Source organism: Oleiphilus messinensis, from assembly GCF_002162375.1.
In the GTDB taxonomy this organism is placed as follows: Bacteria; Pseudomonadota; Gammaproteobacteria; order Pseudomonadales; family Oleiphilaceae; genus Oleiphilus; species Oleiphilus messinensis.
In genome coordinates this window covers 4490235-4514234 of sequence record NZ_CP021425.1, presented here as the reverse complement: position 1 = coordinate 4514234, position 24000 = coordinate 4490235, and the positions used below count along the sequence as shown (strand labels likewise).

Sequence of the window (24000 nt, the reverse complement as noted above, 5' to 3'; positions counted from 1 at the left end):
ACCCCCGGTTACCCGATTAGCTTTTCTTAAGCTTCGGCAATACTTTTGTAAAAAACTCTTCAGTTTCATCTTCATCACAGAGTGCGTCTAAAAACTGTTCAGCTTGTTCGCTAGCAATTTCATTTTCCAACAAGATATTAGCTAAAACCCTGAGCCTTTCTAGCTGGCCAGCCTCCTTAATCCTTCTTCTTAGGACTCGGTCAGTTTTAACTACCTCAACAAATGCATCTATCCCCGCAGAGTCGAATGATTGAAACATTTCTTTTATGGAGGGCGCAGCAGCATTGGAGTAAAAATTGGTTCTAGAATAGCTATAGCTACTACCCTTGTAGCCAACAAAGGTTTTTGTAATTGCGCCTACAAAGTCTATTAAAAGATCAGCTGGAATAAATTTCGAAGCTGGCAGAATCTTTTTGACTAGCTTTGCCTCTTTATCCCAGTCATCTAAAGATTCATTTAACTCAGACACCAGAGGCTCAATTAGAATTCTCCGCGAAGCGGAGCTAACATACATAAGGCCGTTTACTAGCTTTATATACGAAAATGCTTTAGTTATTTTTTGTTTGTTCCCTTCTACAACTTCTTTATCGAAACGCTTTCCAATTTGCTTTTTATCTTCTTTAGTCAGCGATGACCATAATATTGGTGCGCAAAACTCAATATTACCTCTAAGATCACTAGATACACTGTCGCTACAATAGGTTGTATAAAACCGATTCGATAATTCAGTCTTGTAGACAGGAGGCAAATCAGTAAATGCCTGGTCTACCGCTATTTCATTTCTGGAGAAATCTGGAGAATCCATTTGTGCCAGATACGTCGATATATCTATTATTGAAGGCGGAAACTCTTGTGACAAAACATACTTATTGCAGTCTGAAATCAAATTCAATACTTTAAGTAGTCCAGGGTCAGAGCTCTTAGGGTGCCCATGAAACATATTTCTTGTTTCTCTGGCTTGATGCATTAGTTTTCGTGCTTCCCAGCTCAATACACCTATTTTGTACGCTCCCTCTATTAGATCGTTATCGGTAACATAATCTTGAAAATCTTCATATTTCTCAATTTTCTTCTTCGGGTTAACCTCCTTGTTGAACAGATCCAAACTCCTATGAATAATTTTTTGCCGAATATCATCTATTACTGCGTTCCAGTATGACCCTATTGCGCTCCTGTACCCTTTGACTGGAAGAACTTTAAGGGCTTCTTCTAAATAAGGACAATCTCTAACTTCCTCACGGACATTCACGATTTCCTTCGATACGAGAGATGCTTCTTCTTTTGATAGTAACTCTAATTTTTTTCCATCTGGAACAACTAACTCTTTGCTCATGAATATCTCCCTTAAAAGCTAACGCCCCAATCACCGGGCCAGCGGAGTGGAGCAATTTTGTGGTAAAGTGTTGCGAAGCGACACTGCAAAATTGCGTAACGTAGCTGGCTCCGCGTGCATTGGCTTGTTAGAGGCTCGCGCCCCCAAAAGAATCAAACACACTTTGAGCCTTTTCGAATAGCTCAGATCCTTTTTCTACAGCACTAAGGATTCCACTTACTTTCCTTAAAAGTTTACCAATCATTCCCTCGTCTGGTTGAGACTCATCCAACATCTCATCTTTGATACTCTCGCAGTGTCGAATAGCTTTCTGGTACTCTTCATTATCGGAATTCCTAGAAAGCTCTTTAATTAAATCACTTAATAGATCAATTTGATTATTCTTTTCACTAACAGTTGAACCGATATTTATATTTCCAGCTTCAACCCGATTTTGGTGATTATCGCCTTGCATTACGTTTGCAGAATTATTTGATATGTACTTTCTTTGATCCATATCGGTATTACCTCCATTGCTTATATGAAAAACTGGATTACCATGCGAAAAACCTCCAACAGGAAGATTTTTTACAAAGCCCTCATAAAATTCCTTAATGTTTTTTTCTACTTCATAGTTTTGTTGTAAGAATGTGATTCTATTTTTTAGTGCCATAACGATCCGAGAGTGATCAATAGGATTAATGACTCGTGGAATATCTTCGTCGATCTCTCCCAGTTGAACTTTTCGAATATATTCGTTCAGATCTTGTTTTACTGAATTACGATTTGCTGTAACACCAAAGTCGAGTATCGTGATTTTGAATGAAATCCGGTCCATTTCACTTGTGTCTGTCGAGATAGATACTTTGTACCCCTTCAACAGAGAATATTCTTCGAAGCCTTTCAATATATCCTGAAACATTGGCTTTCTTTCTTCCGGGATCTCGACAGTAATATATCCTCCCAAATCGCTCCCAGACCCTGGAGCTTCGTTATTTATATTTATACTTGCAGCGCCGGCAACCTCTTCTCTCTTTAAATCAAATTCCCTCTTCCTCATTTCGAAATCCCGTTCTCGGCCAATCCTCCACTCCTTCATGAAGAAAAAACCAAAGAATAAAAGAATAGTAAACCCCATTGGAGCCATCAAAAGATTCCATAGTTCGTAATCGATCAGATTCATATTCTATCCTTTCAATTAATACTACGTTCCATTCGTTCTCTAACGAGGCTGTAGAAAAAGCCAATCATGACCCAATATCCACACACCTCAAATTCAATTTCTATCCATTAACCATCGGCTATGAATTAGCCGCTGGCAAGTTATTTATTTCGTTATTTCAATTTCGTGCGATCAATCGCTTTACTTACGAGCTTACAGGCATGTTTCGAATTGTCCGGATACAAGCTTTTACCGCCTGTCATGCGGTGAGCTCCCCATAATTCAATACCTTCTCGATATTGTGAACCATACAATACAACTGCCATTGACCTTGAACCTTCGCTTTCCCTCTCAGGCTAAAGCGGTTTAATTTTTTGGTGGTACCAATATTGCCAAAAACAGGTTCTACAACAGACATCCGGTGACTGTAGATTTGCTTCCCTGCGTCACTATCAACCCTGCACTTCATCCAGTCTGTATAGTTGGGCTTGCGCTTGTCTGTAATTATGAATGAGACTTGCCTTCCAGCGCCTTTGCGATGGTTTGCAGCACTCGGATTTTTCATGCACTTTGTGTTGAGTTCACAGTGTCGGCATTGTAATAACCGCCCCTCAAAAAAAGCTTTCGGATTACCGTGTGGGTCTTCTCGAACCCCGTGGAAAGTCAGTGATTCACCCGCAGGGCAAATACACGTCAACTGAATGGGATCAAAGGTGAATTCCTTTGCGGGAATCACGGCTTTGCCATGGTGAGACTCTTTCGATTTGGTATCTTGATGGCGCTTACCATATTTCCTTTTCTGATCCGCAAACTTAGGATCACGGCTGCGAAACCGGTTATCTGGCACATAGGCGTTGATATCCCGCTCGTACAGGTATTTCATATTGACTTCATTGGCAAACCCGGTATCAGCTGTAACAACAGTGCCTGATTGAAAAATGTTGTCTGAGATGCCAAGCCGCCTCAACCGATTATCTATCGACTCGAGTACGGGGGCTAACGTGTGGTGCTCCTGACCTTCACCAAAGGCTTGTGCATCGATGATGATCTGATGCTTTTTATCGACTGCCGCGACGCCATTGTAGCCTTGAATCGTGCCTTTGGAGGTGGTCATCTTGGCCGATTCGTTATCTGTGATATTACTTTTCACTTCCTTTGGTCTTTTCCCCTGGCCCATCCGTGGGCGCTGGAGCTTTAAAAACTGGTCGATTTTCTCCGCTGCTTTATCAAGCGTTTTCACGGCCTGCTCATGGCGCTTCTGTCGCTCTTCATCCCGACACGCATTCGTATCATTCTGTTGATGTTCTCGTAAGTGATAGCGAATTTGTCGTCGGAGTTTATCGCGTTTTTCGGTGAGTTCTTTAAACGTACCCGACCACTCTTTCGCCGCATTTGAGGGCATCTTGCAGCCGTCGATTGCGAACAACTCATTGCCGAGTAAGCCTTGCTCATGACAAATCAACAAGACCTGTTCGAAGAGCGATGCTATTTCGTCCGGATACCCGCTCACAAAGTTTGCAATGGTCGTGAAGTGCGGAACCGAATCACAGGACAACGCCTTGAAGATGATGTTGGTTTCACAACACCATTGTATTTCCCGACTCGATGTAATGCCTTTGGAGTATGCGAATAATACGATTTTGAGCAGGATGGCCGGGTCGTAGGCGGGCCGTCCGGTGTGGTCGTTATGATAATTAGGGAAGAATATCGATAGGTCGAGCTTATGTTCGATGAGGTGATGGATGGCGTATTCAAACGTGCCGGGTTGGAGTTGATCGTGATAGTTGATCACCACCATTGCGCTTTGATTGTAATTATAAGGCTTGAACTTTGGCATCTGAATCACTCCTTGATCAATGCTCTGAGTTTAGCAAAATATGGGTGGGAATCGACCTTTTTCTACAGGCTCAACGCCCGCGTAATAGGCGCGAGCTTGCGAGCGTCCTAATTAACGCGATTGTTAGGCCTGACTTTTAACCAGACCTGTTTGCTGTTGGCACTTGGCCCATAAATTCCTGCACCATACTTATAATCATCAGTTTGCGATCTCACTGTTTCAATGTGATATCCATAAATTGTATATTCTAGATGGGTTTTAAACGGTTCAGCTTTCTCTTGGGTATACACGACAATTGTTACTTTATGCAGCCCCTTTTCCAGGTCATAATGTTCCTCAAAAAACTCAATTGCAGTATCTACCAGCGATTCACTAGCTTCTATAGAAGCTCTGGGATTTAGTGCTCCCCACTCAATTAATTGTTGTTTATCAAATATACTTTGAGAGATAGAAAGCCGTATTTCATTATATTTCTCTTCTGTGTCTGGACTAATAGTCTGATTAAAGAAAATAAAACCCGATGAACTTTCATTGGGTGAAAGTTTCACTGAGTTAACAGGTAGGTTTATCGGTTGGCCGCCCCCCGTAATCATTGGTGAAAATGACTCTGCATTCAGAACTCTCTTTTTCTGGTCTGGGTTGATTATTTCTAGCTCAATTTTTTCAACATTTAACTCTCGATTTCCTTTGTTATGTAATTCAATCGCCAAGTTATGTCCGATAATACCTATGGCATTGTTAACACCGATCCTGTTGTCATGTTGTATTGAAAGCTTGTATTCGGGAAACCATTGCAAAATTGGAGGCAATTGAGTCAGCACTAGGGCTAATGTTGCTACTAAAACGCTCCACAATGAACTTGAATTATACCATGCCATATTCAGTCTCCAATTTTATGGCCTAACAGCTTATTACTTTGCGTGCTTCGTAAATAACTTCCGGCCCACCAGATCCGTCGTTTCTATCACGCTTATAACCGCGATTATCAGTGGCTGTACCTAACACTAACTATGAGTGTATCAGCTTTTCGCTGGAGGAAAAGAGAGCATTCCGGCATACATAGACAGGATTATTGTCTATGTAAACAAAAATATGGATTAGATTTTCTATATTTATCAGATGCTTGTATTTTTGGCTCAGGCGAAGCTGCGCATGATTTTTCAGGTTCTATATAGACAGAATTTTCTTAAAAGCCGCCACTCCTATTATAACTGTCGTTATGAACAGTTTTTTAGTGGCGATTTAGATGATACGAGACTTTCGCCACGATTATGCGTGGTGCTGTATCCGACTGGCTTTAAGTTTTCTTCGGTGAGTGAGAGCAGGTCAGCATTGGGGGCTCGGTGGCTGGACATGCTTTCGCTGTTGATTCTTTTCAAATAGTGAATAATTTATGATGTAGCTTTCATGTTTTGTGAATGTTATTGTGAAAACGGTTGTATGATATAAACCAGGGCGGTGAGGTTGTGTGTGCCGGTAAGCTGGCGTTGTTTTACTCAGATTGAAATACACGAGGTTTGTCCATGGAAAAGTTTGCGATGGATCTGACTGATTTGCTGGTGTTCAGTAAAGTTGCGGAGTTTGGTGGTGTGAGTCGTGCGGCGGAGCAGCTTCATCGGGTGCCGTCGAATGTTACTGCGCGGATTCAAAAGCTGGAGCGGGAGTTGGGGCAGGAGTTGTTTGTCCGGGACAAAAATCGTTTGTATATTTCCCCCGCGGGAGAACAATTGCGTGAGTACGCCAAACAAATACTGGCACTTGCCCAGGAGGCGGTAGATCAACTGAATCAGCCTTATCCCCGTGGCAAGCTTCGCCTTGGCACGATGGAAGCGGTGGCGGCTACCCGACTGGCGGATGTGCTAATGGCTTATCACCGCCAGTACCCGGAGGTGACACTCGAAGTGCATACCGATCCGACGGGGGTTCTCATTGAGCAAGTTATACGCGGGGATCTCGACCTCGCGCTGGTTGCCGATCCCGTGGCAGATGAACGTTTGCGTCAGCAGCCGGTATTTCAGGAGTCACTTGTGATTGTATCTGAAAACCCTCATCCGGATATTTCAACGCCCCTGGATCTGGGGCCGTCCCCCACGTTACTGGGATTTTCCAGTCGATGTGCCTATCGTACCCGTTTGACGCACTGGTTGGGAGAATCACGAATGGCTGCCCGCGTGGTGGAGATCAATTCTTACCATGCCATGTTGAATTGTGTAACCGCCGGCATGGGTGTCGGTATTGTGCCGGAAATTCTCCTGCAAAGTGTGCCCTTTGCGGCGGGGTTGAAAAAGCACGCGTTACCTGCGCGGTGGCGGGACACCACAACCTGTTTGATCTGGCGTAAAGATGCCGAAAAACCGAGCATGGATGCCTTCAAAACGCTGATTGCCGAGTTCGCTAACCTGGGGGCAGACGTGGTTGATATTTAATTGCAACGGATCTGTGTTGTGAGACTTTCCGGCGAGGACGGGGAGCAGAGTGCAACTCAATTTCCCGACCCGCCCCGTCCATCCTGACTGTTTGACCGGGTTACTACTGTACAGAACTGCCATACACCGTGCTGAAGTCTTCAGCAGAGATCACGGTATTGATGGTGACATTGTCTGCCAGCTCAACCACTGAACTGCGGCGCACCACCATGGCTGAACCATTCAATATGCCGTTGTTCAATTTGAAGGTTGAATTATCGAGGACAGCCATAACACCTTCAAATACCGTGTTTTCAGCATCCACAAAGGAGTTTTCCGATACAAACAGGGCTGCAGAAGGAACTTCCCGCAGGCCACTGGTACCAGATGCGCTGATTCGGTTCGCATCGCCCTCGAGCCAGGCTTTGGCTGCGCCGAACACTGCCAGGCCATAAGTTACACCCGTGACATCAATATTGCTCATGTTGACTACTGAGCCACCAAGAACCATGATTGCTGTCTGCAAGCCTTTTTCAATGGAACCAACAAAGCGGATATTTTCGAGGTTGGCGATACTATTTCCGAATGCTGCAAACAAGTTAACGTTACCGGAGGCATTGGAAATTTCCAGGTTCTCTATTTCGAGAGTGGTGCGTTCACGAATCAGGAACATGGCTTCCGAAATGGAGCCGGCTCCACGAATGACTGTTCCGTCTGCACCGATAATGTGGACATCCTTATTTGTGAGCACAACGCCTGTGCCTAGATTGCAGGTACCGTTTACATGAACTGTGCTTTTGGTTTGTGGCAGGTTTTCAAGAACGGTGGTCAGGTTGCTGCGGTCAGCGTCACAATCGGCGGTGAATTCAGTTTGCAATCCTGAGTTCAGTCGCTCTTCGATATAAGCGAAGTTTTCGTTCACCTCATCCGCTTTAGCCGGAGTACCGGCAGTAAAGGTGTTGGGTATTTCTGCCAATGCGGTTCCAGCACAGGTAGTGAGTGCGGTTGCTAATACAAACTTCTGCAGGTAATTTTTCATCTTGATTTCCTTATTCAAATCGTTGTCTGGTGCGACGTTTCCGTTAGTTCCAGTTTTGCTCATCCCAAGCCCCTTGATCCCAATTCAGGGCGTTAATTCCGTTATTGGCTTCGCCACCGATTTCAGTAACCAAGATACAGGCCGCGTCGCGATCAATTGCACTGTCTGCTACTGTTCCGAGAATGGTAAAAAGATCGTCATTGCTGAATTCGCTTTCAGCTTCAGGACTATTTGCCGTGATGGATAGGTAGTGTTTTGCAACTGCTTTGCGGTTTTGGATCACTTCGGCATCAGGCCCGGTTGCACCCCCGAGTATCGTTAGTGCAATGGTTTGGAGTGAGCTTTGGCCAGAGCTCAATTCGCCCTGATAGAAATTCAGTCCTGCCGCATCGGGATCCCGCCCCAAAATTTGTTGGTACAAATTTGTGATCAGGCTTGTATCATTCAGGGCACCAAATCGTGTTTCATATTCGGGGGATGTACCAAATGCCCCAATGATTTTACTTACGTCACCATCGACTGCGGCGAGTTCTTTAGCCCAGTATTTCAATCCCGCAGGATCGGCCGGGCGACCGTAAAACGCGACATAAATTTCAAGAATAGTTTCTGAGTCTTGAGATAAGTTATAAGAGTTGCATTGGGCAGAAGTGCCAGAGGCAAGGGCCATCCATAGCAACCCAGCTAAGAAAGTACGAACCAAATCCATAGTTACTTTTCTCTGTAGGTTTAGATTGTTACTTCCGATTCGATTTAGCGCTGTGATTTACTCATCAGACTGTAATGCCTACCGAAACGGGCCCGACTTTGGCGAGTTTGCACGATGTCGGCGTTGGGAAATACATCCTTATCATAGAAATTGTTAAATATCTTCTGGCAATTTCTCCGACATATGCTACCGCCGATTGCGTAGGATGTGTAGTCTTACTGTCTAAAATTTCTGAGTTCTACGTCAAAGAATTGATCATAACAAGCACAATGCCTAAGTAGATACTGGTGACAATGAGTCCTACTCGTGTAAATTCTGCCACGCGGTAGTGTCCGGTAGCCAGTACCAAAGCGTTGGCCTGATGAGTGGGTAACAGGAATGAATTTGAAGCACAGAGACCGACCAGGAGGGCGAGGGTAATAGGATCCTGACCGGTCGATTGACCCAGTTGAATCGCCAAAGGGACAAGTAATACAGTCGCACCAACATTTGACATGACCAAGGTGAGAGACGCGGTCAGGAGCGCTAATGTAATTTGAATAAGAACCGGGTAGGGAATCAGAAACGGTTCTGGCGGGAGCGCTCGAACCAATCCGGTACTGATCCACGATGCTGTACCGGTGTAGTCCACTGCGATTCCAAGCGGGATCAATCCAGCGAGCATGACCACGGTATTCCAGCTTACGGCTCGATAGGCGCTTTCGGGGTTGATGACTTTCAACAGGAACATCGCCAGAACACCGCTCCACAGGCCCCAGCCGATCGGAAAGTCTGAAAGCAACGCCAGAATCAGACTGCCTCCGAAGCAGGTAATGGCGACTGTCGCACTGGGCGTTTGGGTGACTGAGTCTGCGGTTTCAGTCTGTCTCTGTAGAGATGGTCCCTGTAAAGATGATGTTTCGACAGTCTCCGATCTTTCGCGGTTTTTTGTCGAGGCTGCCTCAGGAAAAAGCCGGTTCGCTGCGGTGCAAAACAGAATGACACCGGCACAGAGCAGGGCACATCCGTAGGGAAATACGGCAAATATTGGGAACGCATGGGTATTGATTTCCGGTGCACTGTTTGTCCGGATGATATCGTTGAGCACGATCAGTGAGCTGTTTCCCATAATGGTGAGATTGCCCCCCAGAATGACGGAAAAAGACATGGGCATCAATATACGGTTAATGGGAACCTGAGTGTGCACGCTCAGGTACGAGGCGACCGGAACGAAGAGCGCAACCACACCAATGTTTTGAATCACTCCAGACATCAGTCCTGCGCTACCGCAAACCAGTGCAATAACCCGGAACTGACGACCTCTACTCAGGTTGACGATACCCTGTGCCACGCGATCCATGGCCCCGGACCGTTCAATACCGCCTGCCATGATCATCAAGGCAATGAGCGCGATCACTGCATTACTGGAAAAACCGCTGAATAAAACAGAAGGTGGGAGCAAGGTGTCTACTTGCGGTATCTGACTGACGGCACCGATAACAACAAGGATCAGTATGGCAGAAATATCGGTACTGAACTTATCGCTGATAAAGAGGTAAAACGTAAACCCGATGACTGCCAGCGTGAGACCGATTTCGAGCGTAAACGGGTGTTGGGTAACGAGTAGACTTTCGTTCATGTTAAAGTCCGCAAGCGGTTAGCTAACCATGAGTTCAGTTCAACTCTCGCAGGGTAAACGATAGCGCTAAACCTCAGCCAGCATAATAGCACAGCGCTTTAGCATTCGTTGAAATAGGCTATTCCCCGGCCCTGTCCGATGGCATGCAGGTAGCCCCAGGGATAGATGCCGTTCTGATGGCCATCACTGAATGCCAGTTGTAAACCGGTGCTGCCGATTGGCGTCGCGTGGGTAATGTCCGTGTTGTTAAGGTTTCGCGGCTGTCCGACAATGTTTCGCGGCTGTCCGACAATGTTTTGTGCACGGCATTGAGAACAGGCGCAAAATTGGCGCAGAAGCGAAAATGCGATCTCTGAATGATCACCGGAATGCCAGCAGATTTTCATGAGTCGACTTTTTTGCAGTAGTTCTATGGTTCTGGGGCGCTGTTCGGAAGCGTGCATCGTAAATTTCCTTCGATAAGAACCGGATAGTCGACAGGATGAGTATCGAGTACGATCTCCGGGCAGGGCCTGACACCTCGATAAGCCAGAAGCATGGTTCCAGCGGCAATCAGGCACATGGATGCGATGGTACGTTGTCGTTTGGTCTTGAGGTTATACGTCATGTTCAAGCGGCAAACTTGCCCATTGCCCAACGGGCTATTTTGCGCACATCCGGATCGTTGTCATTCAATGCCCGCTCAATGTAGGGCAGTGCAGCGGCGTCTTCAATTTCCCCCAGTGCAGCAATGGCGGCTTTACGAAGATTGCTGATCGGATCTTCAGCGCAACGTCCCAATATCGAAATACTTTCCCGTGCTTTGAGTTTGCCCAGTGATTCCACCGCTTTTTCACGCACTTGCCAATACTCATCCTCGGTTCGCGACATTAAAGGTGTAACCGCGTTCTCGATCTTCAATCGTCCGATACCGTTGGCGGCTTCTACCCTGACTTGCCAGTGCTCATCTGACAGGGCTTTCACCAGCGCCGGCGCGACGAGATGAGGGGCAGCAAAAACCAGTGTCCCAATGGCGGTACGCCGGACTTCCTGATCGGTATCGTCTGCAGCCACTTTGATTAATTGAGGCAGTGCTTGTTCGTCTTTCAGATAACCGAGAACACCCACAGCTTCTCTTCGCACGCCTGAATCGACATGAGCCAGAAAGGTCAGGGCATGGGCCTTGGACGCATTAACTCGTAACGGCTTGAGCGCCCTGAGGATTCCGGCAATGACGAAAGGGTCATCGCATTCCAGGGCAGCGATCAATGCAGGGGCCGCCGCTGCGTCTTTCAAATCAGCCAAGGCGTGGGCGGCAGCGTTGCGGACGTGTTCATCCGGTGAGGTGAGTGCATCAACAAGTGCCTCGGTCATGTCTGCGGCATCAAACTCATCAATGACTTTGGCCGCTTCCAGCCGGACATTGGCATCTGGATCTTTCAATGCTCTTAACAGCAGTTCTACCGCTTCTGGTTCGGGGCTGTCAACCAGTTCCATGGTTGCAACCCGTCGAATGCCGGGGTCTGCGCTTTCCAGCCGTTCAGCGATTGAGATCAGTAAAGGATCGTCATATTTAGCCATACACTCGGTCCTCATTTCAGCAAATAGGGAATATTTACAGTGACCGCATCGGTCGGGCAGTCTTTCTCACAGGGCATGCAGTACCAGCATTCATCGTACTTCATATGTGCTTTTCCGGATCGTTCATCAATCCAGAGTACATCCAGCGGGCAGACATCGATGCAGGTGGTACAGCCTTTGTCGGCAATACATTTGTCTTCATCTATCACCACAGGTACCGCGGTAATTTGCGAGGCTACAGGCATAATCGAACTCCTTGCGAAACGCGCTTGATTTCAGGCTATACAGCTTCTTTGACTCGTAACTGGTTGTAGGCTTCTTTCTCGTTGTCATCCAGCGCAACCACGTAGGGTTCCACCTTGCGTTTATGACAATACATGCTGCCGTCTTCTGCTTTGGAAAGCTGCACATGGCAGAACCAGTCCTGATCATTCTTTTTGGGATAATCGACGCTGTAGTGGTACAAGCCCCAGCGGCTTTCCTGACGGTAAAGGGATGCCACTGCGGCCATTTCTGCACAATCGAGGATATGTTGTGCTTCAACCGCCCGGAATAATTCGTGGGGGTCTCGGGCGTACAGATAGGGAATATCTTCCCGCATGGCACGCAGTCGGGCGAGCCCGATATCCATTTTCTTGTTGACCTTCGGGGGTTGCAGGTAATCGTTTACCAGTCGGCGTGCCTTGTACTCGAATTGATTTGGCGGGATACCATCGGTCCGTTTCAGAGGGGCCAGGAGGCGATCGCGCTCTGCAAGCACAAAATCAACATCAATTTCCGGGAGCGTGGAACGGGATTCGGCGAATTCGGCGGCGTTGATACCGCAAATTTCCCCGTACACAAAGGCGCCCAGCATGTAGCTGTGGGGAATAGAAGCCATGTCTCCGGCGCCGTACAAACCGGGAACCGTGGTTTCACCCTTTTCATTAATCCAGACACCGGATGCCGAGTGTCCACTACAAAAGCCGATTTCTGAAATGTGCATTTCAACCATATTGGCACGATAGTCTGTACCACGGCCATCGTGAAAGCGTCCGCGACTCGGGCGCTCATTGGTATGCAGAACATGCTCGATTTCCTGAATCGTTTCTTCAGCAAGGTGATCCAGTTTGAGGAAAACCGGCCCGTCACCGCCTTCCAGTTCGCGATAGAACTCGAGCATCATTTGACCACTCCAGTAGTCACACTCGATAAAACGGTCACCTTTCGCATTGGCCGTATAACCGCCCAAGGGGCCGGTAACATAAGCACAGGCCGGGCCATTATAGTCTTTCAAAAGAGGATTGATCTGGTAGCACTCCAGTCCGGTCAATTCAGCACCGGCATGATAGGCCATGGCATGGCCGTCACCGCAATTGGACGGGTTTTCGTAGGTGCCAAAAAGATACCCTGAAGCAGGCAGGCCGAGGCGCCCGGCGGCACCGGTACACATCACCACTGATTTTGCGCGAATGACGATGACTTGCGCGGTCCGTGTTGTCATTGCCACACAACCGCAAACGGTGCCCGTTGAGTCGGTTAGTAGTCGGGTTGCCTGATAGCGATTTTCGATTTCAACTCGCGCTCGCCGTAAACGTCGATACAATATTTTTTTGACATTATGCCCTTCCGGCATGGGCAGTACATAGGTGCCGAGGTGATGTACTTTTTTAACGTCGAAGTCACCGGTTTCATCTTTTTGAAAATGCACGCCCCATTTGTCCAGTTGCTGGATCATGGCAAATGAACGCTCTGCGTATTCCATTACGCCTTTTTGCAACACAATGCCATCGTTCGCAATCGTGATTTCCTTCACGTAGTCTTCCGGGGTGGCATGGCCGGGAATCACTGCATTGTTCAGCCCATCCATTCCCATACTGATTGCACCGGAACGTTTTACATTGGCTTTTTCCAGCAGCAAGACGCTCAAATCCGGGTTTTTCTCTTTGGCTTTAACGGCAGCCATCGGTCCGGCAGTGCCACCGCCGATGACCAGAACATCCACATCTTTTACGGCAATATCATCAGGTAGATTCATCGTTCACCTCTTCGCTATGCTGGTGTTGGTTCTGTGCTAATGGTTTTGCATCATCACCGGGAGAGGACGGGCCGCTGGGCAGCAAGGCATCCCGATGTCGCTCTACGGTGAAGTGGTATTGGTAGGCATCGCCCCGTATCGAGAGGTATTCAAAATCGACCGGGTGACCCGCTGTGTTCAATGTCAGTCGCTGTACCCACATAACGGGATTGCCCACTTCGATTGCGAGCAGTTCAGCGATATCGGATTCTGCTATTCTGGCTTCCAGTCGAATATCGGCACTGCCAAGGGGGGTACCCAGTTGCTGCTCCAGCATGGGGAAGATATCACCGGTTAAATCGCGGTCATATAAATGCTGGCCAATCGACTCCGGAAAGTAGGAGGTATCAATCGAGATGGGCTCGCCGTTGAGAAGCCGAACCCGCTTTACTTCGACCACCGGAGACTTGTTTTTCAGTTTAAGGGCTTCTGTTACCGCTCTGGGCCCTGGTATCGTTTTAATGCTGATCAAGCGGGCCGCGGTGTCGTACCCTTTTGCCGTCATGGCTTCACCAAAACCTTCGAGTCGGTGCACATCTTGCACCGCTTTTGGCTTATTCACGAAGGTGCCTTTCCCCTGAGAGCTGAATATCAGACCTTCTGCGGTAAGGTCTCGCAGGGCCTGGCGTACCGTAATCCTGCTCACCTGGAACTCTTGCATTAATTTGTTTTCCGACGGCAGGCGCTCATGGGGTTGGTACTGGCCTTCCAGTATTTGCTTTTTCAGCACCTCTTTAATCTGGATATACAAGGGCTGGGGGGAGGCTGCATTACTTGATAATGCGGCGTTGGATTTGGCCAGTGTTTTATCTCTCACGTTCATCGTCCGATACCTGTCGTTGGTTTTAAGACTACTTGTTATAACATGTCATAACAAGTTTTATTTTTGACTTTTTTTGTTCGTTCGAAAATGAATGAACAGCTTGTATTAAGTTTGCTGTTCATTTTGATTCTTTCATGCGTCTTTGCAGGGCATTTTATTGCTCTTGTGCGTTGCAATGGATCTTTTTGTTGTCTTGTAAATTTTTTGGGGTTTTCTGTATTATTTTGAAATCATGTGTGTAACCTATTGAAATGTATGCGTTTAAAAATATTGGAAAACCGCTCTGGCATGGATAGTGCAAAATGTGAATTAGGATAATACAAGTATAGTACAAGTTCGAAATGAGCCCGTAATGGTGGTGTATCCCGCAGTTTCAAGGATGCATCTCTGTTCAGCCAGAGGAGAATGCCATGCACTCAGTAAGTACGCCTACCGATAGACCTGTCTTTAAATCCACATCTGTTTTTAAATCGACCTCCCATGAGAAAGCGATACAGTTTTTGAAAACTTCAGCCCTGTTAAGAATGACGTTATTAATGATTTCGGTCACCGCACTGATGACAGTACTCGTGGGGGCCGCCCCGACAATGGCGCAAACCATAAAAATAGGCATCGGCCATCAAAGTATGTGTACCGATACCTATACTGCAGGTATTGTCGTTAAAGAGCTGAAATTACTGGAAAAGCATTTACCAAAAACCGGTAAATACAAAGATGCGGAGTACGATATATCCTGGAGTGATTACAGTTCCGGTGGGCCAATTACGAATCAAATGATGGCCAATAAACTGAATTTTGGTGTAATGGGTGATTATCCTCTGATCGTAAATGGCGCGAAATTTCAGGCAACGGAAAGCTTGAGAACGCTCTATGTTGCGGGAACCGGCTACAACCTTAAGGGCTCCGGTAACGCGATTGTCGTTCCCAAAGACTCGGATATTTACAGCATTCAACAACTCAAAGGTAAATCGATCTCGACCCCGGTTGGCAGCGCCGCGTGGGGTATGTTACTCAAAGCAATGCAGGATAATGGTTTCTCGAAATCGGATTATTCATTGAAAAACCAGAGCCCGGCTGTGGGTGCTGCCAACATTGCTGCGGGCAAGATCGATGCCCATTCGGATTTTTGTCCCTGGTCGGAAATTATGGAATTTCGGGGTACCGGTCGCAAAGTATATGACGGTTCCGAAACCGGCGTGCCGTACCTGCACGGCGTTGTGGTTCGGGAAGATTTTGCCAAGGCTTATCCCGAGGTGGTCACCGCATTTTTGAAAGCGGTGTATGAAGCCGGAGAATGGATTAACAGCGACCCGATGGCCGCAGTTGAGGCGATGGAGAAGTGGACCGGGGTCGAAAAAGAAGTGCTGTATATCTATTTTTCCAAAGGCGGCCATCTCACCCTAGACCCCACCATAAAACCAAAATGGGTTGATGCTCTAAAGCTGGATCATGGTGTCTTAACCCGCGAAAAAGCGATCCCGCCACTCGACTTTGATGCCTGGATTACCGAAGACTTTGTCAAAGCAGCATACGCTGATCTGGGCAAAGACTATGGCGCTGAAAAAAGCACCCTGATCAATCCAGCGAAAGCTAACAAGGGTTTGCCCAACGAGATCTGGCATGCTCGCGACGGTATCTCCACCTATTCCTCAGTGATGGACTTTCTCAAGGCGGTTTCTGCGTTCAATGCCACCGGAGCGAAACTGAATTCGACCTATGTTTACGATGCGGAGACCGGACTGAAACTCTTTGGCAAAGTTGCGTTTTATGTCAAAGGGAAGGACGGTTCGATCGCTACGTTCATGCGCAAAGCTGAAGCCGATGCCCATGCACAGGCTGTGAGTGGTACCGTGTTGAGTTTCGATGAGGCTTTGACCGAAGCCGGTTAATGTTGTTCTGCACTAAATCGGGCAAACGACAAGGAGACCGATGATGCCAAATAGAAAAACATCTGATGTGGTTCTCAGCTATCAATTAGAAGCCCCGGATGCGAGCGCGGTACCGGTTTCAAGCAAAACCGAGAGCGCCTTGTGTGATGATCCCGCTTCAGAAGGTCAAGGGCACGCAGTGGACGTGCAGTCAGGATTGAACCATGGCACCACCAGGAGTCATGGTGCACGGATAATTTCGGGTGCCATGCTGGCCCATGCCGGTGTATGGGGGATACGTCTGGCCGCTTTGGCGGTCGGCGTATTCGTTTGGCATTTACTGACACTGTACAATGTTAATTGGTACATCAACTTCGAGAATATCCCGGGCCCGGTCAAGGTGGGTGAAACTTTTTGGGGTCATTTGCAGGATGAGGCGTTCTATGTGCATATTGGCGTGAGTATGGGGCGCATACTGCAAGGCTATTTCGCGGCGACGGTTCTTGGTATCGTGCTGGGATTGATCATGGGACGGTCCCGGTTGATGAATAATATCATTATGCCGTACATCGAGGTGTTTCGTCCCATTCCTGCGGTTGCCTGGATTCCCCTTGCGATTTTGATGTGGCCCACTGAAGAATCATCGATTATCTATATCACCTTTCTCGGTGCGTTATTCCCGATCATTTTGAATACCGTACATGGTGTTGAACAAACGCCGGAGGTTCTCGTCCGGGCTGCACAATCCCTGGGGGCATTTCGTTTGCAGATCTTTTGGCATGTGGTGTTACCGTCGGCGTTGCCCTCTATTGCTGCCGGTTTGGCGATTGGTATGGGCGTATCCTGGTTTTCCTTGCTTGCTGGCGAGATTATCTCCGGGCAGTACGGGATTGGTTATTTTACCTGGGATGCCTATTCCTTGATTAATTATCCCGACATTGTAGTCGGTATGCTGGTTATTGGTGTTTTAGGCACTGCATCAACCTGCGCCGTTCGATTAGTTACCCGACCTCTGCTGGCGTGGCAGAAACGGAGTCGATGATGGCCCGTATACAACAGATACTTCTTACCTTGAAGCACAACCCTTTACGCTGGTTGGTCTTTATTGTTTTGTTCGCGCTGATTTATTACGCCAGCCTGTTGCTCAGTTTAATGATCAGCTTCGGCAATCCGCCAAATTATTACCGGGTTTATGACTGGTTTGGCAATGTTGCTGAAATCATTCGTGCAACACCTTCAGCTGCAGATGCGTATGCGATCATTAAGCAGGAGTGGGCGCTGGAAATTGGTTTTATGAATTATGAATACGGTTTTGGTATTTCGGAATGGAGCTTGAACATTTTGCCATTCAAGGTGCTTTCCGTTTTGCTGCTGGCACTGTTGCTGGTTTTGAATTGGCGTTTGCTTCGACAAGCTCGGCAAAACAGCGTTTGTAGTCTGCCTGAGCAAAAATCCCCAGGGACAAAATCGCTCCGGGTTGCGTCTGCGGCGACCGGTTTGGGAGCGGTGTTGGTCAGTATGGCCAGCATGACCATGTTTTGGGTGGTCTGTTGTGCGACCCCTTCCTGGGTTGTGGGGCTGGCAATGTTAGGGCTGGTAAGTGCGTCCACTGCGTTATTTCTGGATCCGTATGAGGGGGTTGTGCTGTGGTCAGGTTTTATCCTGCTTGCGCTATCCGCCTGGTTGTTGTCTGGAGTGGTTGTTCGCCAGACTCAGGTTGATAACAGACCAACTGCCATTCCGGCCCTCTCGAATGGCAAACCACTAGGAGAAGCATGATGCAAAATGCTGCGACAGTTCATTCTATTATTAAATCTGATCATCTTGCTCGATCAGCTGGCACAACGAATAAAGGCCATGTCAGTATTGATGCTGTGAGTCTCTCCTTTGGTAAAGGCAAAGAGGAATTTACGGCTGTAGAAGCGACTTCACTGGAAATTAAACCCGGTGAGTTCGTTTGCATACTGGGCCCGTCCGGGTGCGGCAAGTCGTCATTGCTTAATTGTGTAGCAGGCTATGTAAAACCTGCTTCTGGTGCCATTCGGGTTGACGGGCAGAGCGTGACCGGCCCCAGCTCTGATCGAGGTATGGTGTTTCAGCAATATTCTTTATTCCCCTGGAAAACCATTCGGGAAAATGTTGCATTCGGCCCGCGAATGGCGAATGCGAGTAAAGCCAGCGCCAGTGCCACTGCCAACACTTTTCTGGCTTTGGTTGGGCTCTCCAAATTCGCAAACAAATACCCCGGTGAGTTATCCGGTGGTATGCAACAACGAGTGGGCATTGCCCGTGCCTTGGCGAACTACCCCAGTGTGTTATTGATGGATGAGCCTTTTGGTGCGCTGGATGCGCAGACACGTACCATGATGCAAAACAGCTTGCTGGAAATCTGGAGTGAATTCAAAACGACGGTGATGTTTGTCACCCATGATGTGGATGAAGCGATCTTCCTGGCTGACCGGGTGGTGATTATGAGCGCCAGTCCGGGGCGGGTCATCGCGGACCTGAGCGTTGAATTACCTCGCCCACGCACTGCTGACATGGTCACAGATGATGTTTTTGTTCACTTGAAACGGGAGTGCCTCAACACCATTCGTGCGGAAAGTATGAAAGTCTTTTCCGAGCAGACTGATTAGCAGTGGTTAATGGAACGTCGTCAATTGAGCGATGTGTGTGCTCAACCAAGCGCTACAGGAGAACTACCTTGAACCGTGCCGCTAATATTTGCCTGTGTTTGGCGTGGGTTTTTGCTTTGTGCTTGTGGGGGAGGGCAGGGTATGCTGTGGAAAAATGGGTTAAGGTCGAAAACCCGGATCAACTCTCTGAATTCTCATTGCGCACTGCGAACGATCGCCCGTTTCGACGGGATGACTTTATGGGTCACTGGTCGATTGTGGTTTTGGGATATACAAGCTGTCCTGATGTCTGTCCTTTTGTGCTGGGCAATCTCCGTGCGATTTCCCGGGAATGGCTGGCGCAAGGGAAGCCCCTTAGTAGATTCCCTCTGCAAATCATATTTGTTGCCGTTGATCCCGGGCGTGATACCAAGCGCCTGTCTGATTATGTGCAACATTTTGGCGACAACGTAGTGGGCGTCACGGGTGATATTGTTCAATTACAGCGTTTTGCTAACGCTACAGGTGGTGCTTTTGAGCTGGGTAAAGCCAATACTCATGGAGATTATTCAGTCAAGCACAGTGCATTCAGTACTGTGATTTCACCGGATGCGAAAGTCATTGCTCAACTTAACCCGCCATTACCCGTCACTGAGACGATTCAGTTTTTCAGGACACTGATCGCCAGCACAACACCATAACGTCAAGCCTGTATCTGGGTTGGTTAAATATTAGACAGCGATGGTTTTCAAACTACACTCTCATATACAGTCATCAATGAGGGTTGGCAATATGTCGAAGTCTTTGTCCGCCGAACTCACGAAAGCACTAAAAGCACCCGTTGATCAATCCAGACTAATAAACGAATCAAAGAAACCTGTGACCCCCCTCAAAACCGGTGAATACTTAGACGTCCCAATCTTTATTACGAGAGTAATTCCCAAAGAGCCATCCCTCTCAGCGTTATTTTTTATCAAGGTTCGGGCTGGTTTCGGTAAAATCATAAAACATCTACCGTTATGATAACTCTGGCAAGTTATTCGGCGAATGGTCTTATCAACCGGATTACTTTGGCCCTCCTCCGCCGATTGAATGAAACGGTAGCGGTATCTGACAAAATTCCAAGGATAGAGGAATAGCAATCCTGTCGGAGACTTTGTCTTCAAGGTGTTATTCAATCTAGCGCTTTTCAATTCACAACGTTACATTCTTGTTAGTAAATCGTGAAAAGTTTGCCCATCGTTTCGATTACCCTAAGCGTATTGTCCGTGCAATATTCCCGCGAGAGATACCAGGAGTTTTGAATGATGGAAAGGAAACTAATTATGAAGCAAGCATTTTCAACGATCGCTCTGGCCACTTTGGTGACAGGCGCACATGCTACACCCGTGACGTTTTTCGGGGAAGACCTCAATAATTCAAATTCTGTTCGATTAGCATCAACGCCCAACGCTGATGCGGCCTTTACTGAGTTCACCAGCAATTTGACAGGTTTTAGGATCGAGGATTTTGAAAGCCTGAGCACGGGGATTACGAGTGCCATATCCTTGGAATTTCCTGGCTCGTCAGGGGCCATAAACGCCACGCTGTCTGGATCCAGCATGAGTATCGTAAATGTGCCTCCGGGAACAACCAATCGTGCTGGACGTTACCCGATTTCCGGAAATCAGTTTCTGGAGACTAATGTGGAAAACTTCAGAATTGATTTTAGTCAGGCCATATCCGCCTTCGGGTTCTGGGGAGTTGATATTGGCGACTTTGGGGGTACCGTATCTTTAGAGCTTATCGGTGGCGGAATACAAACCATTGAGGTGCCGAATACGCAAGGTGAAGCGGGCAGTACAGATGGTTCGGTCCTGTTTTTCGGTTTCTATGATTTAAGCGATAGTTTTACCAGTATCACGTTTGATATCACGTCTAACGGTGATGTCTTTGCTTTTGATGATGCGCTTGTCGGTGATGCGGGGCAAATTAATCCAGCTGAAAGTAACCCTGTACCGATACCGGCAACGACCTTGCTGTTGGGGGGCGGTTTTCTTATGATGCGTCGGTTCTTGATCAGGTTATAGTTGAAATGCGAATCAGGAGTAGGGGGGGAATGTTGGCGGGGGGAGAAGTGGTGGTAGACGTTCCATATCGGCTTTTACCTGTGACTGGAACGTCAACCTGATCTAAATATTAGATGGGTGAAAAAACCCAGAGCTGACTAAAGGTTTGATAGAACACTTTGCCAGACGGTGCAGCCGCGATTGCGCAGTAGTCAAATGAAAATGTTTCGTCTGATGCAGCTTTAGCGCTTTCGAGAGTCGGTGAAGAAGAAAGTCGACTCCACCCCGTTGTTTCTGTTGCATCTTCATCTATATGGACGAGACTCTCATCCTGATTGAACTCTACTACAGAAAAGAAACCACCCGAGGGATCTCGGGTGGTACAATCCGCATTGGTAAACGTATTTGACAGCTCGAATCGTGCAGGGAATTGGTCTGCCACGTTGCCAATAACCACAGCGCTACCATTGCATCCCGGCTGGTATGAATAGCTGCCATTACTTTGTACTGCAAAGTCTTCTGTAGCACAATCTGTAGAGCCGTTAAACACGCTGCTTCCGTGCACCAGGTTTGTCCCTGATTCGGTGATCATGCTCAAACCTTCTCGGCCAGTGACCAGAATTTGATTGGAATCGATCACACCCATGAAGTTTGGAAAGGTTACTGAGTCGAATTCCCGGTGGATGCTGAAGTTTCCTGCAGCACTTGATGTGAGGATTCTCTGTCCTGATGTTTGATCATCCAGAAGGTACATGATGCCGTTTTCATCAAAGTCTACATCTACAAAGTTGAAGTCACCATCATTTGTGCCTAGATAGATGCTGACATTACTATCATCTATCATCCATAGAACTTCACCGTTTGCCAGGAAAACCCGCTCCCTTGAATCAACTGCCATGCCTGCTGCTTGTTGACCAAAAGTCCATGGGCCGTTGTCAATGACTTGTTCCAATCTAAATGCGGCTTGAGGAGTGTCTGTTCCATCACCAGAATCCCCAGTGGTTGAATTGCCGAGGAATAACGAAATCGAACTAGAGGATATGGTGCTGTCCGGGTTGGTTACGTCCACATCGATAGTGCCCAGAAACGCTCCATCGTCAATTTGATTGGTTTCAGTGATTCTGAAGGAAAGGCCGGAAACGACAGGTCCTCGGTTCAATGGGGGAACAGTAAATCCATCAGAAAGCACTTCAATTTCGGTATTTTCGTCTACCGGGGTGGCTGATACTGCCACTGAAGTGCCATTCCCTGGTGAGTTGCCGTTAAAATCTTGAATAACCATTGTGACGAATGCACCGCCGCCGCTGTTGCTTCCCAAGTTAATTGTGTTGATATTTTCGCCGGTAACCGGTTCTCCTTCAAAAAAGAGAATGCCAGACGGAACCACAGTAGCGGACATGTCCAGGTAAATCGTGTCATTGATGTCCGCCAGTGCAGAGCAATGGCCTTCGGCTTTTGCAGCTTCTGTACAGCGTGAGCCCCTGAATGTAGTGGATGGTGACTGAGTGAATTGCCCATCATCATTCCAGTCAACGTAGTAGTCACCGGTATCAAATTGGCCGTTCAGGAAGTAATCGAGATAAGCTTCTGAAAGTGGCAGGAAGCCTTCTTCGTCGTCGAATAAACCATTACTGTTATCATCCGGCAGGGTGGTTTCTTCCCCTTTCAGAGTGGCCATGATCGCAACTTTGCCAATGTAGTCGTTTACAGTAAGCCCATCATCGTCTTTCAGGAATAGGCCCAGGGATTCAATCGCATTGGTGAGATTGTCACCCTCAATGGGGTTATCCCCACCATAGGTTATGGCCAAGTCGGTTGCTGTAGGTCTGGGTGACTGGCTTGTCCAGACCACGGCGCAACCACCATCGACGATTTCACATTCAGGTTGAATCTGGCCGTGAGAGGTTGAGAACAGTACTTTGGTTCCATCTGCAACCGGGTTGTTATAAAAGTCGGATACGCGGACGCTTGCATTTACGGTTACGCCAACTAATCCCCACGAGAAGGGATTAAATACATCAAGCGCCAGAGAAAGTGATCTTTGTGTCGCAATACCCGTTGTAACCGTGATTATCCCTGACTGATTCGTGAGTGAGGTATCGGATTCAACGGTCGCTCGAACTCGAATTGTACCCTTCTCTGCGCCACCGCTTATAAAGGCTCGAGCGATACCATCTGCATCAGTTGTATCGAAAGAGTTGGTGAGGGTGGCATCCGTCGCACCCTGAACTGAATCCAGACTGAATAGGATCCGTTCCCCTTTGATCGGGTTTTGTGTTTTGTCCAGGAGTTGAAAATTGACTTCAGATACGTTTGAAAGAGCTGCATTACTGAGATTTCGGAGACTGATTGAAGTCGGTGTTGCGGATTCGAAGGAAAGTTCACCGAGTTCAGCAGGTGCTACGATGATGTTAGCCAGAGCGTTTGCGCCATTGTCAAGGGTCGCGGTAATTGTATCCGAGCCCTCGCAACCGTCAGCAGTGTAGAGTGTTTGTACTGTGCCTGTGCTGGATACGACGGGACTGGTAATCGTGGCGAGGCCTTGTTCGACGCAGTTTGATGTGAATGAAACTGCGGTTGCGGTCGTCAGTAATGTGTCGTCCAAGTCATCGACGATGTTCACCGTGACCGTGGTTTGCCCTTTTGCAGATAACCGATCACTGGCCAAAGATAGTGCACCACTTTGGAAAGTACCACCGTCCAGCAGTCCGAGAGCCGGAACTACTTCTGAACTTCCGTCGGTTTCAGTATCCGTATCGTCAGTCGTTCCCCCATCAGTGGAAAAACCACCGGATCCGCCACACGCGGTAAGCAGGGCGAAGAGTGGAACAGCGATCAGCTCCTTAGATTTGAAATTCATCTACGTTTTCTCCGTTACAAAGGCAGGTGTAGTTGACCCGTTTGTGTACACTCGGCGTTTATGCAGCAGGTGCTTGTCGAGTTCATAGCTT

The 24000-nt window shown here is 47.7% G+C and carries 21 protein-coding genes; 7 read left to right on the top strand and 14 right to left on the bottom strand.

Translation table 11 applies throughout. The features are described 5' to 3' along the window. Positions 1-16: 16 nt before the first annotated feature. The 4 genes from OLMES_RS19590 to OLMES_RS19575 all read right to left on the bottom strand — a co-directional run bounded on the left by OLMES_RS19590 (position 17) and on the right by OLMES_RS19575 (position 5189). Positions 17-1333 carry a hypothetical protein gene (locus tag OLMES_RS19590; protein ID WP_087462820.1) on the bottom strand — a complete coding sequence of 439 codons (1317 nt, stop codon included), beginning with the start codon at positions 1331-1333 and terminating at the stop codon, positions 17-19. Positions 1334-1460: 127 nt separating this feature from the next. Further along, positions 1461-2495, bottom strand: coding sequence for a hypothetical protein (locus tag OLMES_RS19585; protein WP_087462819.1), 1035 nt, complete (start codon positions 2493-2495; stop codon positions 1461-1463). A 238-nt stretch (positions 2496-2733) separates the two neighbouring features. Beyond that, the gene (locus tag OLMES_RS19580) at positions 2734-4311 is read right to left on the bottom strand and encodes a transposase (protein ID WP_087462818.1); all 1578 of its coding nucleotides are present in this window, start codon (positions 4309-4311) and stop codon (positions 2734-2736) included. A 107-nt stretch (positions 4312-4418) separates the two neighbouring features. Further along, on the bottom strand, positions 4419-5189 hold the full coding sequence (locus tag OLMES_RS19575) for a hypothetical protein (protein ID WP_087462817.1): 771 nt from the start codon (positions 5187-5189) through the stop codon (positions 4419-4421). A 645-nt stretch (positions 5190-5834) separates the two neighbouring features. Here OLMES_RS19575 and OLMES_RS19570 point away from each other — a divergent pair. Further along, positions 5835-6737 carry a LysR family transcriptional regulator gene (locus OLMES_RS19570; protein ID WP_087462816.1) on the top strand — a complete coding sequence of 301 codons (903 nt, stop codon included), beginning with the start codon at positions 5835-5837 and terminating at the stop codon, positions 6735-6737. A gap of 103 nt (positions 6738-6840) precedes the next feature. On the opposite strand, the gene OLMES_RS19565 is transcribed toward OLMES_RS19570, so the two are convergent. The 9 genes from OLMES_RS19565 to OLMES_RS19530 all read right to left on the bottom strand — a co-directional run bounded on the left by OLMES_RS19565 (position 6841) and on the right by OLMES_RS19530 (position 14518). Next, on the bottom strand, positions 6841-7818 hold the full coding sequence (locus tag OLMES_RS19565) for a hypothetical protein (protein ID WP_087462815.1): 978 nt from the start codon (positions 7816-7818) through the stop codon (positions 6841-6843). Next, complete coding sequence (locus tag OLMES_RS19560; protein ID WP_157678404.1) at positions 7799-8422, bottom strand: DUF4214 domain-containing protein; 624 nt, start codon at positions 8420-8422, stop codon at positions 7799-7801. Before OLMES_RS19560 ends, OLMES_RS19565 begins: the two co-directional genes overlap by 20 nt. Positions 8423-8699: 277 nt before the next feature. Continuing rightward, positions 8700-10079 carry an SLC13 family permease gene (locus OLMES_RS19555; RefSeq protein ID WP_087462813.1) on the bottom strand — a complete coding sequence of 460 codons (1380 nt, stop codon included), beginning with the start codon at positions 10077-10079 and terminating at the stop codon, positions 8700-8702. 98 nt (positions 10080-10177) lie between these two features. Next, positions 10178-10522 (bottom strand): DUF971 domain-containing protein, encoded by a 345-nt coding sequence (locus tag OLMES_RS19550; RefSeq protein ID WP_087462812.1) that lies wholly within the window; start codon positions 10520-10522, stop codon positions 10178-10180. After that, the gene (locus OLMES_RS28080; RefSeq protein WP_157678403.1) at positions 10489-10686 is read right to left on the bottom strand and encodes a hypothetical protein; all 198 of its coding nucleotides are present in this window, start codon (positions 10684-10686) and stop codon (positions 10489-10491) included. The genes OLMES_RS19550 and OLMES_RS28080 overlap by 34 nt, the downstream gene beginning before the upstream one ends. A gap of 2 nt (positions 10687-10688) precedes the next feature. Continuing rightward, on the bottom strand, positions 10689-11639 hold the full coding sequence (locus tag OLMES_RS19545) for a HEAT repeat domain-containing protein (RefSeq protein ID WP_087462811.1): 951 nt from the start codon (positions 11637-11639) through the stop codon (positions 10689-10691). 11 nt (positions 11640-11650) lie between these two features. Beyond that, positions 11651-11884, bottom strand: a complete 234-nt coding sequence (locus OLMES_RS19540) for a 4Fe-4S dicluster domain-containing protein (protein ID WP_087462810.1) — start codon at positions 11882-11884, stop codon at positions 11651-11653. Between the two features lie 35 nt (positions 11885-11919). After that, a complete protein-coding gene (locus OLMES_RS19535; RefSeq protein WP_087462809.1) occupies positions 11920-13656 on the bottom strand; it encodes a fumarate reductase/succinate dehydrogenase flavoprotein subunit in 1737 nt (578 codons plus the stop codon). Continuing rightward, positions 13643-14518, bottom strand: a complete 876-nt coding sequence (locus OLMES_RS19530) for a GntR family transcriptional regulator (protein WP_087462808.1) — start codon at positions 14516-14518, stop codon at positions 13643-13645. Before OLMES_RS19530 ends, OLMES_RS19535 begins: the two co-directional genes overlap by 14 nt. Positions 14519-14928: 410 nt before the next feature. Here OLMES_RS19530 and OLMES_RS19525 point away from each other — a divergent pair, with 410 nt between their 5' ends. From OLMES_RS19525 to OLMES_RS19495, 6 genes are all read left to right on the top strand, one after another. Next, entirely contained in the window at positions 14929-16407 is a 1479-nt protein-coding gene (locus OLMES_RS19525) for an ABC transporter substrate-binding protein (RefSeq protein ID WP_198343045.1), read from the top strand. 40 nt (positions 16408-16447) lie between these two features. Continuing rightward, the gene (locus tag OLMES_RS19520; protein WP_232465152.1) at positions 16448-17428 is read left to right on the top strand and encodes an ABC transporter permease; all 981 of its coding nucleotides are present in this window, start codon (positions 16448-16450) and stop codon (positions 17426-17428) included. Then, entirely contained in the window at positions 17428-18165 is a 738-nt protein-coding gene (locus OLMES_RS19515) for a hypothetical protein (protein WP_198343044.1), read from the top strand. The genes OLMES_RS19520 and OLMES_RS19515 overlap by 1 nt, the downstream gene beginning before the upstream one ends. Next, the gene (locus OLMES_RS19510; RefSeq protein ID WP_087462805.1) at positions 18162-19022 is read left to right on the top strand and encodes an ABC transporter ATP-binding protein; all 861 of its coding nucleotides are present in this window, start codon (positions 18162-18164) and stop codon (positions 19020-19022) included. Before OLMES_RS19515 ends, OLMES_RS19510 begins: the two co-directional genes overlap by 4 nt. A 146-nt stretch (positions 19023-19168) precedes the next feature. After that, on the top strand, positions 19169-19702 hold the full coding sequence (locus OLMES_RS19505) for an SCO family protein (RefSeq protein WP_157678402.1): 534 nt from the start codon (positions 19169-19171) through the stop codon (positions 19700-19702). 624 nt (positions 19703-20326) lie between these two features. Further along, positions 20327-21070 (top strand): hypothetical protein, encoded by a 744-nt coding sequence (locus OLMES_RS19495; protein ID WP_198343043.1) that lies wholly within the window; start codon positions 20327-20329, stop codon positions 21068-21070. Positions 21071-21179: 109 nt separating this feature from the next. On the opposite strand, the gene OLMES_RS19490 is transcribed toward OLMES_RS19495, so the two are convergent. Then, a complete protein-coding gene (locus tag OLMES_RS19490) occupies positions 21180-23909 on the bottom strand; it encodes a hypothetical protein (protein WP_087462802.1) in 2730 nt (909 codons plus the stop codon). Positions 23910-24000: the final 91 nt, after the last annotated feature.

Coding starts and splice junctions, on each gene's coding strand:
- OLMES_RS19590 (WP_087462820.1), bottom strand. CDS start 1,333: ATGAGCAAAGAGTTAGTTGTTCCAGATGGAAAAAAATTAGAGTTACTA.
- OLMES_RS19565 (WP_087462815.1), bottom strand. CDS start 7,818: ATGAGCAAAACTGGAACTAACGGAAACGTCGCACCAGACAACGATTTG.
- OLMES_RS19530 (WP_087462808.1), bottom strand. CDS start 14,518: ATGAACGTGAGAGATAAAACACTGGCCAAATCCAACGCCGCATTATCA.
- OLMES_RS19515 (WP_198343044.1), top strand. CDS start 17,428: ATGGCCCGTATACAACAGATACTTCTTACCTTGAAGCACAACCCTTTA.
- OLMES_RS19490 (WP_087462802.1), bottom strand. CDS start 23,909: ATGAATTTCAAATCTAAGGAGCTGATCGCTGTTCCACTCTTCGCCCTG.
- OLMES_RS19550 (WP_087462812.1), bottom strand. CDS start 10,522: ATGCACGCTTCCGAACAGCGCCCCAGAACCATAGAACTACTGCAAAAA.
- OLMES_RS19525 (WP_198343045.1), top strand. CDS start 14,929: ATGCACTCAGTAAGTACGCCTACCGATAGACCTGTCTTTAAATCCACA.
- OLMES_RS19555 (WP_087462813.1), bottom strand. CDS start 10,079: ATGAACGAAAGTCTACTCGTTACCCAACACCCGTTTACGCTCGAAATC.
- OLMES_RS19545 (WP_087462811.1), bottom strand. CDS start 11,639: ATGGCTAAATATGACGATCCTTTACTGATCTCAATCGCTGAACGGCTG.
- OLMES_RS19560 (WP_157678404.1), bottom strand. CDS start 8,422: ATGGCCCTTGCCTCTGGCACTTCTGCCCAATGCAACTCTTATAACTTA.
- OLMES_RS19510 (WP_087462805.1), top strand. CDS start 18,162: ATGATGCAAAATGCTGCGACAGTTCATTCTATTATTAAATCTGATCAT.
- OLMES_RS19585 (WP_087462819.1), bottom strand. CDS start 2,495: ATGAATCTGATCGATTACGAACTATGGAATCTTTTGATGGCTCCAATG.
- OLMES_RS19580 (WP_087462818.1), bottom strand. CDS start 4,311: ATGCCAAAGTTCAAGCCTTATAATTACAATCAAAGCGCAATGGTGGTG.
- OLMES_RS19540 (WP_087462810.1), bottom strand. CDS start 11,884: ATGCCTGTAGCCTCGCAAATTACCGCGGTACCTGTGGTGATAGATGAA.
- OLMES_RS28080 (WP_157678403.1), bottom strand. CDS start 10,686: ATGACGTATAACCTCAAGACCAAACGACAACGTACCATCGCATCCATG.
- OLMES_RS19575 (WP_087462817.1), bottom strand. CDS start 5,189: ATGGCATGGTATAATTCAAGTTCATTGTGGAGCGTTTTAGTAGCAACA.
- OLMES_RS19535 (WP_087462809.1), bottom strand. CDS start 13,656: ATGAATCTACCTGATGATATTGCCGTAAAAGATGTGGATGTTCTGGTC.
- OLMES_RS19570 (WP_087462816.1), top strand. CDS start 5,835: ATGGAAAAGTTTGCGATGGATCTGACTGATTTGCTGGTGTTCAGTAAA.
- OLMES_RS19520 (WP_232465152.1), top strand. CDS start 16,448: ATGATGCCAAATAGAAAAACATCTGATGTGGTTCTCAGCTATCAATTA.
- OLMES_RS19495 (WP_198343043.1), top strand. CDS start 20,327: ATGAAGCAAGCATTTTCAACGATCGCTCTGGCCACTTTGGTGACAGGC.